The organism is Candidatus Jettenia sp. AMX1, from assembly GCF_030263775.1.
GTDB classification, from domain to species: domain Bacteria; phylum Planctomycetota; class Brocadiia; order Brocadiales; family Brocadiaceae; genus Jettenia; species Jettenia caeni.
Genome location: NZ_SZPP01000006.1, coordinates 18510 through 32368 on the forward strand (window position 1 = coordinate 18510; position 13859 = coordinate 32368).

A 13859-nucleotide genomic window follows, 5' to 3' on the forward strand; every position below is an offset into this window, starting at 1 on the left:
TTATAAAAAGGAAACTTTTAACTCATGAGGATTTTTCTTATATAAAATATGAATTCAAGACATATTGCTGAACCATCCTGTGGGTATTAAAAAATGAGGCATTAATGGCAATGGAATGCTGCATGATGCCAATCCATTTATTTCGATTATGGTAGAATATAGGTACTATTATCGTTTCTAATTTTCTATATAGTTCCTCTGCATCTTTCTTACTATCGTATCCACTATCTATAGTCTCTGGTCCGATAGACCAACCGGTAACACCCTCAATATGACCCTCAATCCACCAACCATCCAAGACGCTAAAACTCGGGACACCATTGTGCGTTGCCTTCATACCAGAAGTACCCGATGCCTCATTGGGCCTTTGAGGGGTATTTAGCCAGAGGTCTACTCCCGAAGTGAGCATTTTCCCCAGTTCCATATCATAATTTTCTAAATATATTATTTTTACTTTGTCTCTTAATCGATTTATATCTGAAAAAATTCTTTTAATCATTTCTTTCCCGGGCCAGTCTTGCGGGTGAGCTTTACCAGCAAAAACAATTTGAATTTTACCCATAGTATCTGAAATATCAATAAGCCTGTTAATATCAGAAAATACCAAATCCGCTCTCTTATAGAGCGTTGCGCGCCTGGCAAATCCAATGGTAAAAGTATCGTAATGAAAACCTGCATTTTCTTCTTTATTTATATAATCAACGAGAATTCTCTTTGCTTTATCATGTGCTTGCCATATTTCTCTTTTAGGAATATTTAAGGCATATCTCAGACTAAAAGGATCATTTTTCCACCCTGGTATATATTTGTCATAAAGCTCCTTAAAACTATCACATGTCCAGGTAACTGAATGCACGCCATTGGTTATGGAATCTATAGGATAGCCAGGAAACATCGATTTTGAGACATCACCATGTTTTTTTGCTACGCCATTGATATATTTACTTAGATTCAAGGCAAGCAAGGTCGTATTTAGCTTTTCTTCTCCGGCAAGCATCTTCAAGATATCAAGAGGTACCAATTCTCCCAAAACGCGATTTACTAAATCGTAAGAAAATTGATCATGTCCTGCCGGTACTGGTGTATGCGTAGTAAATACACAAAGGTTTCTTACTGTTTCATAATCCCACAAAAACTCATTCTTTATTTTTTGTTCTTGTAATAATTCCAATGTTAATAGGCTGGCATGGCCTTCATTCAAGTGATACTTTCTTATTTCTGTATAACCTAAATTATGGAGCATACGTACTCCACCGACTCCGAGGATAATTTCCTGGGCAAACCTGTATCTTTGGTCTCCTCCGTACAGATAATCGTTAAGTCCTCTGTCGTATTCATTATTTTCTTTCAGGTCTGTATCCAAAAATACGATAGGTACAGAGTAGCCGGTTATGCCTAAAATATTAAATTGCCAGGCCTGAATAACTACCGTTCTCTTCTCTATTTGTACGCTGACTTTATTAGGTAAGGGTTTTAAGAAGTCTTCGGGGTTCCATTGAACAGGGATCTCTTGCTGGTTTCCCAAGATATCCAATTTCTGATAGAAATACCCCTTTTCGTATAAGAGAGTAACCGCTACCATAGGCACTTTCAAATCAGCGCAGGATCGTATAGTATCTCCTGCCAAAACTCCTAATCCTCCACTGTATGTCGGAATATGAGAGTTAATACCTATTTCCATGGAGAAATAAGCAATCTTTCTCTCTTTTTTTCCTTCTACGGCAGTGGTGATATACCTTTGGCCAGTGTAGTTTTCCGGGGATTTCTGGAATTCATTTCTGCAGAAATTTGAGCAAAAATAAAATATATGGCCTTTGTATTCGTATTTGAGCTCTTCTTTTCCAACCATTCCGCAAACAGGGTCTTTGGTCATCATTTGTTACCTTTTTGAGACAAAATGATACGAAGAAGCCTGGGATAAATCTTGAAAACACATTGGGGCTATCGCACAATGCCCCAATGTGTTTTCTTTACTTTGTCCATCATCAAAGCTGCTTCCCCAATCATCACACTAATAGATATAACCGCAAACGCAACTATTCCAATAAGTTTCCCATTCAACATATTACTATTCTCCTTTGTATCATAAAAAGTTTTAAACACAGGTTAACGTTACAGGTATGATTGCAATAAAAATTATTTTTCTCTTATGACAGAGTAAGCTATCTCTTCCTTAAAAAACATTTTATTATTTCCATAACAAAAAAAGTAAGAGAAGAAAATCCAAAGACGATAATCCAATCCTGCAATCCTAAAGGCGTTACTTTAAAGATGCCTTCAGAGTAAGGGATATAGACAATGGCTACCTGCATAGCTAAGGAAAGCCCCGTTGCCAATAAAAGTTTTTTATTAGTAAAAGGGCCAATCTGAAATAGTGAATGTTTTGCATTTCTGCAGTTAAAGGAATGAAATAATTGAGAGATTACCATCACACAGAAAGCAACTGTTCTTGACCGGTCGAGATCGCTTTTTAATGTGCCGCCTAAACAGCAGGGTATTAATTCATTCTTGAACCAATAATAGAGATAGCCAGGCTCTACACTACTGGTGTAGTATAGAATATATAAATAAGCAAAAATAGTGCTGAATGCTATAAGAAAACCTTGAAATAGTATCAATTTTCCCAAACTTCTATCTATAATTTGTTCTGTTGATCTTCTGGCGGGTCTGTTCATGATGTTAGGATCTACCGTATCAACACCTAACGCCAGTGCGGGTAATCCATCTGTCGCAATGTTGATCCATAGTATTTGTATTGGAAATAAAGGAATGGGAAGATTGAATATTGAGGCAAAGAGCATGGTTAAAATCTCACCTGCGTTACACGAAAGCAGGTAGTGAATAGATTTTCGGATATTATCATAAATACCCCGTCCTTCTTCAACGGCTGCAACAATGGATGCAAAGTTGTCATCCGTTATAACCATATCAGAGGCCTCTTTGGTAACATCGGTACCGGTAATGCCCATCGATATGCCGATGTTCGCTTCTTTAATGGCCGGGGCATCATTTACCCCATCGCCTGTCATTGCCACAACTTGATTGTGTTTCTTCCATGCCTTCACAATTCGAAGTTTATGTTCAGCAGAAACCCGCGCATATACCCCTATCTTTGGCGCCTCTTTTTCCAGATCGTCATCGGAAAGCTTATCCAACTCCATTCCATCGATGGCCATAAAATTTTTCTTAAGTAATCCCAACTCTTCACCAATTGCCTTAGCCGTGTTTTTATGATCTCCCGTAATCATAACCGTTCTTATACAAGCCTTATTGCAGACAGCAACGGCATCTTTTACTTCAGGTCTGGGTGGGTCAATCATTGCCAATAATCCTGTAAATACCATATCCTTTTCTACAGCATCAGAGATTGGATTTGCAATGTTGTGGCCGGGTGATTTGAACGCCACACCGAGAACGCGCAATGCTGCTTCTGCCATCTCACAGGTTGCATTTAAGACGGTCTTGATATCATCCTTCGTTAAATCCCTTATTCCTCCATCCGTATATATTTTTGTACAATCCTTTAAAATAACATCTGGTGCACCTTTCTCATAAACGAGTAGGGTAGAATCGGGTGTTTTTCTGATTGTGGACATCTTCTTTCGTTCGGAATCAAAAGGAATTTCTGAGACAAGTAGATAATCTTTTTCAAAATTTTCTTTACAGACGTTTACTTTAGCAGCGGCAGTCAATAGAGCTCCTTCTGTAGGGTCTCCAATGACCTTCCAGGTAGTATCTTCTCTTTTCAGGTATGCATTATTACACAGTACACCGATTTCTAAAGTCTTTCTGAGTGCTTGCCGGTCAATTTCTGAAAGGGGTATGCCATTATGAGTGAAGTCTCCTTCAGGGGTATAGCCGGTTCCTGAAACATCGATCATTTTGTTATTGGCAAATATTTTTTTAACGGTCATTTCATTTTGAGTTAAAGTACCTGTCTTATCTGAGCAGATTACCGTAGTACTTCCCAGCGTTTCTACGGCTGGCAACTTTCGAATCAGTACATGTCTCTTTACCATACGCTGCACACCTAATGCCAGGGCAATCGTTACTATGGCTGGTAATCCTTCTGGAATAGCAGCAACAGCAAGGCTCACCGATATAAGGAATGCCTCTAATATCGGATCTTTTCTCCATATCTCTAAAAGGAAAACGATTACCACGATTCCAAGACACAGATAAACCAGCTTTTTTCCAAAGGCTTCAAGTCTGCGCTGAAGGGGGGTTTCCTCTTTTCCTGCCGCCTGGATAAGACCCGCAATCTTACCCAGTTCTGTTTGCATGCCTGTTGATACGATGACACAGGTACCTTTGCCGCTCGTTACCGAGGTGCCCATGAAGACCATATTCTTCCTGTCTCCAATAGGTAAAGATGGATTGTGAAGCGGTTCTACCGATTTGTTAATGGATGTTGATTCCCCCGTAAGTGATGCCTCCTGAGTTCTCAAGCCAAAGGAAATACAGAGTCTGCCATCGGCAGGGACATAATCCCCGGCTTCGAGTAAAACGATATCTCCCGGTACAATATCCCGGGAAGGAATTGATGATACTTCGCCATTCCGCAGAACCTTTGAAAAAGGGGCTGACATTTTCTGTAAGGCTTCAAGAGACCTCTCGGCACGGTATTCCTGGATAAATCCAATAATAGCATTAATGATAACAATGGCAATAATAGCTAATGCATCGATCCATTCCTTCATAACCCCTGAGGTAATGGCAGCCGCAATCAATATCCATACAATAAAGTTATTAAACTGTCCGAAAAAGATTAATAGGGGGGATACACGTTCTTTTTCCTCTAATTGATTGTGTCCGTATTTCTTGAGCCTGTTCTCTGCCTCAGCGTGAGTAATTCCCGTATTGATATCGGCATTGAGGCTCGCTATTACTTCATTAGCCTCCATGGTATGCCAGGATGTTTTGAGCATTTTTTCAATCATAGGATTACCTTCTCTCAAACAAAATTAAAATTTTGATGCAGCGGTAGGATCTAACCCCCTGTTTGCAACCCATGTTCATTTGCAATAATCTTGTGCATTGTCAATCGTCGTCGGGAGACGGCTCCTACCAAGCGATTCTCTTTGTGACTTTGTGTCTTTGTGGCCTGAAGAGTTGCCATCAATCAAAAACACTATAGTTCAGACCCTGTCTGTGGCTCATACAAGGGTGATTCTCAAGTGCCTCATAATCATGGGAACATTGCTGACTATCGAAATACGAGTTTCTTAAGCATACTTCAAGAGGTGTTTCCACCACATTATACTTACTGGAGGGCAGCAGGGCACAGGACTCTATGTAACCTTCCGGATTGATATGAATAAATCCTTTTCCTGCCTCCCGACAATTATCCATAAGCTCCTCATCTCCAGGGAAGTGAATCAAATAAGTGTTTGATCTTTCCTTCAGTTTTAAAAACCATTGCCGAAATGAGTCTCTTTGAGCAGATGATAAGCATAAGCTCAAATTCGGTGTTCTCCCTGTTGGGATGTATTCTATAAAACATCCTAGCCGGGCGCCGTAGGGGTGCTTTTCTCCAAAAATCTCTTCTTTTTGAAGTTGTTCCACATTCTCCGAAGTAACCGTAATAGAAAACCCATACAGTATCTTGTTCCTTTGGAGATTATCAAAGGCGTTGATAACTTTATTGTATACTCCGGTACCGCGCCTCTTGTCCGTATCCTCCAAACCACCTTCGAGGCTAATTACCGGGATTATATGGGGTAAACAAGCTAGCTTTTCAGCAACATCATCGGATACCATAGTCCCATTGGTTATCAGGATAAAAATACTATCACCATGTCGGCTTAAGATATTTAGTAGGTCTGGATATAACATGGATTCTCCACCGGTAAGGACAAAAAAGAAACAACCTAACGAGCTAGCTTGTCTTAGAATACTCTCCAATACTTTCGAGGGTAAAACCTTTTTCTCATCATATACCCGTGCATAACAATGGTCGCAAGCAAGATTGCAATCGGAAGTAAGGCTTAAAACAAAGGAATGAGGAATGGGATAATCAATTCGATTTTGCAAACGAATACTAGATTTATATTTCTTCCATACCTTTCCAAATAAACTCAAGGCCATCCAAAGGTGTCTTGGTGAGGACAATACCCAGGGTAAAAATGCCTTTCTGAAGATACGGAGATTATATTTGAATCTATCATGAGATACATGCATTATACTTTACCTCTATAAATCTTTAAAAAATTTCCTTTGTTAAATTACGCCATAAGTAGTATTAGAGAGATCCGTCTGATTTTTCGATTTTACCTATTAATTTCTTTATTGTATCCTTCAATTCATTCAAATTCGAGGACTTAATAATATAAGCGTTAGCTAACCACGACATAAAATTATCTTTGTAACCGCTATAAGCCGTATTGATAATAATTGGTATCTTTCTGCGTTGACTTAAGATACTACTCATTGCTTCGATACCATTCATATTAGGTATAAAGAGATCCATTATAATAAGGTCCGGAGTCTGTTCTTTTACCTTCTTTACCGCTTCAAGACCATCCATTGCCGTAACAACATGATAGCCTTCTAATGATAGTTCTTGCTCATAAAGTAAAAGCTGATTTTTATCATCGTCAACGATAAGGATAGTCTTCATGGTTTGCCTTCTTTATAAAATTCAGGATATTAAGATTATTATCGATGCGAGACTTGCTCTATTAATTCGATACCATAGCTAATAGGGACGCCAAAATTGGAACCACGGAATCCGGGAAAAGTAGCATAGTTAATCCCGATCACCTTCTCTTTATTATTAAAGATAGGACCTCCGCTACCACCTGAGGTTGTTTCAGCATCATAGACCATCCTGTTATACATAATATCGCTTAATTGACCATGTGTAGAAAGTGGCCTTATCAGTCCCCAATTTGAGAGTTCTTGTACTAATGGGATAAATGGCAGATGAGCAAATTGGTTAACAATTTCAGGATCAGTCTTTGCAAAAATAGCTCCTACACCAGCAGGATATCCCAACAATAACATAGGCTCACCAATTACCGCACCTTTCCCCGTGTAATCTAATTCGAGAGTGGGAATTTTTTCTCCGCGCATATCAATACGCAACAAAGCTATATCTACATCATCAGAAATCTTTTCTGTCTTTAGGTCAAAAGGCTCTTTAATGCCAGGGAAAAATGCCTTAAATACATCAAATCTCGGCTTAAGATTTGGTTCGATATGAATATATGGTATCATCTTCAGTGCCCACCATGGTTCGGCAATATGCCGATTGGTGAGGATTAGACCATCCTTGCTGACTAAGAACCCCGTACCAGTGTATTCATTGAACCCTTTCATCCCCTCCATGCGCATTGTCATGACAGGTTCATTCGTTTCCTCGTCATAAAAATAAAATGACCCTTGAATGAAACAAACTCCGCCACTGTAATTCTTAAGGATATTTTCAGCAACCGACCTCTCCAATTCGAGAACACTTACCCTTTCTGTCGTTTTAGACAATTTGACATATTGTCCATGGAGGTATAGTGCCAGACTTCCCACTATGATAAAAAGTATCGTAAAAAGATAGATTTTAAAAGTATGCGAGGATTGAGTAAAAGATTCCCATAAAAGTTGTTTCAGAAAAATCGTTGCGGAAATATGCCCTCTTTTTTGGGAAGTTTGCGCTATCCCCAAAGAATCTTCCAATATCTCTGCCCAGGGCTTATGTACGTCAGCCTTGCCCGCTTTAATCCGGAACCGTACCTTGGGTCCACCAGCACCGAACTCGATTAAATCGCCGTCTTTCAGTGTAATCTCGGTGACGACTCTATTATTTACTAACGTCCCCTTGGCACTTCCTTTATCCTTTAATACATAATCACAGTTACTGAGGAGAATCTCGGCGTGATGTTTAGATGTGTTTTCATCTAGTATTGGATCAAAACAAAGGTCATTCGAGGTATCAGTACCAATAGATATTTTATGAGAAGCGAATAGTTCCGTATTTCCCCGGCGGCTACCTGACAAATGGACAAAAATGGCCTTCATCGGTTATTTCTTTATCGTAACAGATAAACGCAAAATTTATAACTACACAAAATGACATGGTAATAATTTAGCATTGTTATCTCTTAAGTAGACCTTCTAAAAAGGATGACGGGCTTTTCTTAAAGGCCGTTTTACAGTTTTCCGAGCAGAAGTAGTACGTTGTGCCTTTATAGTTCTCAGTGGGTGCCTTTTTGATATCGCTGATGACCATACCACACACGGGATCTATTACAACCTCAGTTTTTTCGACCTTTTCCTTATCTTTTGCCTGAGCAGCATGTCCACTTGATTCATGATTACTCTGTTTACTTTCTTCACTGTATGCCCATATAATATTATTTGTATAAGTACTACTTAAGCCTACGGTAATACTGGCTAAAAAAACTATACGTAAAATAGTACTGTACATGGTATGACCTCCTTCTCTTTGATTTTATCGGAAAATAAGCATATTAATGCCCACATCCTCCACCATGGCCGTGTTGTGGTGAATCATTCGTAGTGTCTTTTTTAGATGGTCCCGAACAACTCATATAGATACCACTTAAAACAACAACAATGAAGAGTATCAAAACTTTACGTAAAACACAATTCATGAAATCTCCTTTCTATTTTTATGCCATTTATTATAACACAATGGTTCGGACATTTTTCACTTACTAAGAGAGGGTAAGTAGAAGTACCATATATCCAAAGAGAATAAGAATTACCCAAACATGAGAAAAAGAGGATATATGGTACATGAAATTAGCAGAGAATATTTTAAACCAGATGAATCATTTACGAAAATCACACATACAATTTATGCTTATTTTGTTCAAGGCAGCACTTTCCTTAACGGGTCGAATCAATTTTTTAAATTTAAGCCGATATAGTCAACTCAATGAAAAGACCTATTCGAGAAATTTTAGGCGTTATTTTAACTTTATCCAGTTCAATAGCTCCTTAATCGAAACTGTTTATCATCACCAGAATGAATATCTTTTAGCACTTGATGCATCATTCATTCCCAAAAGTGGCAAAGCAACGTATGGCTTAGGTACCTTTTGGAACGGTGTTCAACATCGTCCTGGCCGAGGGCTTGAGATTTCTTCCCTTGCACTCGTTGATGTAACGTACAAAACCGCCTATACCTTGACTGCTGGGCAAGTGCCTCCTGTTCAAAGGTCTTCAGAGGAAAATACCCTTGATTTTTTTCTTGGACAACTGAGAACACTTCAGCAAGTAAAGACTCCTATTGCTTTGCCCAAGCTCCTGGCCGTTGATGGCTTTTATACCAAAAAACGATTTATCGATAGTTCTTTGGATGCCGGCTATTAGATTGTCGGGAAACTTCGCAAAGATGCCAATCTGAGATACCTCTACAAGGCACCACACTATCACAAAAGGAAACGAGGACGTCCAAAACTCTATACGGTAAAACTTATCATTAATTCTCCTGAGGTATCGAAATTTCAGCATCAGAAGATTGATAAGAATATTTCTCTCTCTAGCAGTATTGTCTATAGCATTGCCCTCAAAAGAAAAATTCAGGTAGTCTTTGTCTATTTCCTTGATGAAAAGGGAAAAAAATCCTTTCTGCTTCTGTTCTCAACTGACCTGAGTATGGATGCACAAAGAGTCTATCGATATTATACGGCACGGTTTCAAATTGAATTTACCTACCGGGATGCTAAACAGTACCTGGGACTAACCCATTCTCAAGCACGGTGTCAGCAGAGTCTCAATTTTCATTTTAATCTGAGTCTCTCTTTATTAAATCTTGTACGAATAGAACATCGCTTGAAAAACCCTTCGAGTAAAAATGAGGGGTTTTCGATGGCATCCTATAAGCGTTCATATGCCAATGAAATGATGCTGAATGTATTTTTATCAAAGTTAGAACTCGACCCTAACAGTAAAAAAATTCAAACTATCTATCAAGAACTCAGGAATCTTGGCGTTATTGCCGCTTAAATATGTCCGAACCATTGTTATAACAAACGAGTTAAATATCTCACTTGTGAAGATTCGATTAATATCTTTCAGAAGATACATCTATTAATGCTTGTGTCCTTTTTCCCCAATGTGTTGTTGAGACTCCGGAGTTGTATAGGATGCAGGATCTTTTTTAAAGGTCTTTTTACATTGTTCGGAGCAGAAGTAGTATACGTTCCCTTTATACTCTTCTGAAAGTGCCTTTTTTGTATCACCAACTTCCATACCGCATACCGGATCTTTAACAGCCTCTGCTTTTGCCTGAATTACGTGTCCATCTGGTTTATGGCTACCGTGCCCTTCTTCGCTGCCATGTGATCCACCACATGCCCACAGAACCTTACTCGCATAAGTCCCACTTAAACCAATAACAAAGGTGGATACTAATACAGTACGTAAAATAGTATTCATCGTACATCTCCTTTCTGAGACCATTTCAAAAATGTTCATGAAATTACAATAGCTCTGCGTTAATCCTTCTCATCCAATGTATAAGATGTGAGATCTTTTCTAAAAATACTTTTGCAGTTCCTTGAGCCATTTGAACAACCGATATATGCAGTACTTAAACCAATGATAAAGGCAAGTAATAACGCTATACGTAAATAATTCTTGGTAATATCATCGTATATCCTTGACATACTCTCCTCTTGGTTAACTCCCCCGTATAAGAACAAATATTTTTCGTTAATGCGATAGTTTTACATATAGTAAAAGATTATTTAATTATTACATCTTTTCATGACTTATCAAGTAAAATCTATTAGCTTTAAATCTGTGGTTCCAATCTCTTTAGTGGCTTATTGTATTAAGAATTCTGATTTTTCCCAAACCTTGTTGAAATTCCGTTAGGAAAAGTACCTACCTTTATCTTGTGGATAACCTTAAATTTCCCAGGTTCTGTTTCTACAATAACTGCAACCTTTCCTGGAATCTCATTTGAGAGGGTAACGAAGGCAAATTCACCACCAGGTGTGTAGCTCACACCATGTGGACCAACACCTGCCTCTACGATACTTAATACCTCCCATGAGGTTCCATCACGATCGTAGTTATCATCAATCTCTACAACAAAACAAGCGTCTGGCTTATCATCATTAGGTTCCATCGGCATTGCCTCATGAAGGGCACTGAGTAATGCCTCGACTAAATCAAGGGCCGTGTCTTTATTCGCATTAATCCAATCAATCCATCCTGCATTATTAAAAACAGGATCAGGTACGGGTGATGCTTGATTATCTAATAAACTCGATGTCTGGCATGGTGCAATAAAATATCTGTTTGTTGGATTTGCAGGTACTTGAATAGGAGACAGTCCAACGGCAACGGTAGTTTCAATTTTGGGGTTTGCAGGATTGGAGGTGTTCAGAATGCATTCATAACCTGGAACTGCACAACTGACAAAGCACCAGCGACCATCGGTAGAAAAACCCAAGGCCACAGGCGTTGTCCCATGACCAGGCTGATTGGCATTAGATGCATTTAAATACAAGGTCTTAACGACTTCATTAACCCACGTGTCAATTACAGCAACGGCGCCACTCCAAACTAAAGGAACATAAACATATCTTCCTCCGGGGTGTATCGCAAGTCCATGCGGATTGCTGTCCGTATCATCCCAGGGCTTACCCAACTCATCTTTTACAATCTTAACCACATTATCCAGACCTGTAGGCATATTGATAGTTTTTACTGCTTCCAGGGTATTCGCATCTATTACGAGAACATTGTCTTTACCATCTGAGATATAGAGGTTCTTACCGTTAAGGCTTAAGGCTACGTGGGCAAGTTCATCAACGAGGTGTTCCTTACGCCTTATCTTACCATCGCCTTTTTCTCCATTGATGGATACCTTTACTATTTCCTTTCCGGCAGTTATATAAAGAGCGGTACCATTATATGAGGTAAAGCAATTATGAATATCGGCAATCCCGGGTATCGTACCAACTCTTTTCATTTTTACCGGATCAATGATATCTACCGATTCTCCCAGTCCTGTATAAACAAAGATACTATTATCCCAACTCTTGAACAGATATTTAGCATGCTCAGCAAAAACCCACTTTCCGCTCATGTGTATCGCAATTGCTGCACAAATCAAAAATCCAAAAAATCTTTTTTTCACAAAACTCTCTCCTGAAATAAGATCATCGAAATAGACCAAAATTAATCACTTGAAAAAAGTAAGATATTCTAATTTCTCATAAAACCCTCCTGACGTAAGATTATCGAAACAGACAAAAAAGATTATTTTCGAGTTTTTGAAATTTACAAAGATATATATGTTTTACATTATGTAAAATATAGAATCAAATTATCATATATTTTACACAGTGTCAAACATAATTTACCTTATCAATCAAATTTGTTATCTCTAGCTCCGTTTAATCTGAGCCATACCTTTGGTATTCTATTTGCGATTTTGGTTAATAACGGAGTGGATTATGAGATTGACAAATACTATAGGGAAACCTTACCGGAGGTGAAGTATGCGGCTACCATTATTTGTATCTATCATTTCAGCAATAGTTACTATTGCACAGACCAGTTGGGCGAATAATCATTTTCATTTTGAACAACGCAACGAGGTGTATGAGCTAAGACCGTTTACAAAACGCTATAACACTGCATTCTATTATCGCCATAACGATGCTTATCGCTTTTCCTCCGCAGTTCACTTTGCTCATGCCAAACAGCATGATGTATTGCAACTTACACCACTTGAAAAGGCATTCTATTATGATGCAGGGTTTGATGCTGAAGTATTGGCACGCTCATATCATCCTCCACGGATTGAGCCTACTATGATGTACTATGGTCCCTATGTAGGCCAGGAGATGTGGATGCTCTATCGGGCTATTGATTGGACCCATATCCATCATGAGCAGACCTACGATATCCTGTCATATAGAAGGATTCCCTGGTCTAAAAAAAAGGAGTGGACAGATAGATCGGTACAGTACTATTTGAGAATGAATGAAGTCGCACGCAGTCCGGCACCATTAGATGTAACCATGCGCCGGGCCGGGGTATTAATGAAGCCGTATTTCGGTTATTTCCGAAATAACTACCCCAAATCAAATAACTATTTCTATGTGGCACACTGGTGGCATCCGGTGATTTATGAGGCAATGATGATTGCAGGGAATGACGATGAACAGGAGCTATCGGTGCAGCAGACGCATCAGCTGACCTTTACCCAGGTTTTTCATAACCGGCCGCAGCGGATGCTGCTAAGCCGGGAAATTATGCCAAGGTACTCACGAATGAGCCCTGAATCAGGAAATATCTTCGACAATTTGCATATGTTACACGGTATAGCATATGATATCCTTGCTTATGAGGGATGGACAATAGACCAGAAACGTAAGGAGATGTACCGTGTTGTTATGGCAATGAGTTATCAGCCCGGCGATGAAGAACTGGCACGGAAATTTGACCTTCCATACCCTAATATGGATCCTCGCCGTTATGAGGATTGGATGAAGGGTTATGAGGGTTCGATGAATCGAATGATGGAGGAGATGCTTCAGGAAATGTGGCCTCTGATGAGTCCTGATGGTGGAGCACAAGTCCCTGATACCGTTATGAAACAACTCCGTATGAAATTAACACCCGGCATGCAGGAAGGGGAAATCTCCGGATCGTTGCATGATGCTGTCAAGCAACTTGTACCCGACATGAAGATGGATCACAAAATGATGGATGCGGGGGTTACGCCTCATAAGATGATTGAGGCAATGCTGAAAGGTTGGCATGATAAATATGGCAATATACCAGATGTTGAGCCAATGCCAATGGATAAAGACCCAGATCTGCCACCAGTATCAGAAACCGGTAGTTCTCAAACTTCATAATTTACTATTTTT

At 39.3% G+C, this 13859-nt stretch carries 13 protein-coding genes; 3 read left to right on the top strand and 10 right to left on the bottom strand.

What is annotated here, in order from left to right; translation table 11 throughout:
- Window positions 1-37 precede the first annotated feature (37 nt).
- The 7 genes from glgP to FBQ94_RS02150 form a co-directional block, all read right to left on the bottom strand.
- Entirely contained in the window at window positions 38-1873 is a 1836-nt protein-coding gene (glgP, locus tag FBQ94_RS02120; protein ID WP_007222331.1) for an alpha-glucan family phosphorylase, read from the bottom strand.
- 289 nt (window positions 1874-2162) lie between these two features.
- Window positions 2163-4940, bottom strand: a complete 2778-nt coding sequence (locus FBQ94_RS02125; RefSeq protein ID WP_007222332.1) for a cation-translocating P-type ATPase — start codon at window positions 4938-4940, stop codon at window positions 2163-2165.
- Between the two features lie 178 nt (window positions 4941-5118).
- Complete coding sequence (locus FBQ94_RS02130; RefSeq protein ID WP_285441959.1) at window positions 5119-6087, bottom strand: radical SAM protein; 969 nt, start codon at window positions 6085-6087, stop codon at window positions 5119-5121.
- A 154-nt stretch (window positions 6088-6241) separates the two neighbouring features.
- Window positions 6242-6619 (bottom strand): response regulator, encoded by a 378-nt coding sequence (locus FBQ94_RS02135; protein WP_007222334.1) that lies wholly within the window; start codon window positions 6617-6619, stop codon window positions 6242-6244.
- A gap of 38 nt (window positions 6620-6657) precedes the next feature.
- Window positions 6658-8013 (bottom strand): trypsin-like peptidase domain-containing protein, encoded by a 1356-nt coding sequence (locus FBQ94_RS02140; RefSeq protein WP_007222335.1) that lies wholly within the window; start codon window positions 8011-8013, stop codon window positions 6658-6660.
- Window positions 8014-8089: 76 nt separating this feature from the next.
- The gene (locus tag FBQ94_RS02145; protein ID WP_007222336.1) at window positions 8090-8422 is read right to left on the bottom strand and encodes a YHS domain-containing protein; all 333 of its coding nucleotides are present in this window, start codon (window positions 8420-8422) and stop codon (window positions 8090-8092) included.
- Window positions 8423-8465: 43 nt separating this feature from the next.
- Complete coding sequence (locus tag FBQ94_RS02150; RefSeq protein ID WP_285441960.1) at window positions 8466-8609, bottom strand: hypothetical protein; 144 nt, start codon at window positions 8607-8609, stop codon at window positions 8466-8468.
- 145 nt (window positions 8610-8754) lie between these two features.
- On the opposite strand from FBQ94_RS02150, the gene FBQ94_RS02155 reads away from it, so the two are divergent.
- Together FBQ94_RS02155 and FBQ94_RS02160 are read left to right on the top strand one after the other, a co-directional pair.
- Window positions 8755-9333, top strand: coding sequence for a transposase (locus tag FBQ94_RS02155; RefSeq protein WP_007222337.1), 579 nt, complete (start codon window positions 8755-8757; stop codon window positions 9331-9333).
- Between the two features lie 108 nt (window positions 9334-9441).
- A complete protein-coding gene (locus tag FBQ94_RS02160) occupies window positions 9442-9969 on the top strand; it encodes a transposase (protein WP_352246168.1) in 528 nt (175 codons plus the stop codon).
- An 84-nt stretch (window positions 9970-10053) separates the two neighbouring features.
- Here the strand turns inward: FBQ94_RS02160 and FBQ94_RS02165 are convergent, their stop codons facing one another.
- The 3 genes from FBQ94_RS02165 to FBQ94_RS02175 form a co-directional block, all read right to left on the bottom strand.
- A complete protein-coding gene (locus FBQ94_RS02165; protein ID WP_007222338.1) occupies window positions 10054-10401 on the bottom strand; it encodes a YHS domain-containing protein in 348 nt (115 codons plus the stop codon).
- Window positions 10402-10460: 59 nt separating this feature from the next.
- Complete coding sequence (locus tag FBQ94_RS02170; RefSeq protein ID WP_007222339.1) at window positions 10461-10631, bottom strand: hypothetical protein; 171 nt, start codon at window positions 10629-10631, stop codon at window positions 10461-10463.
- Between the two features lie 167 nt (window positions 10632-10798).
- Entirely contained in the window at window positions 10799-12115 is a 1317-nt protein-coding gene (locus FBQ94_RS02175; RefSeq protein WP_007222340.1) for a YncE family protein, read from the bottom strand.
- Between the two features lie 364 nt (window positions 12116-12479).
- On the opposite strand from FBQ94_RS02175, the gene FBQ94_RS02180 reads away from it, so the two are divergent.
- Complete coding sequence (locus FBQ94_RS02180; RefSeq protein ID WP_040543786.1) at window positions 12480-13847, top strand: hypothetical protein; 1368 nt, start codon at window positions 12480-12482, stop codon at window positions 13845-13847.
- Window positions 13848-13859 lie beyond the last annotated feature (12 nt).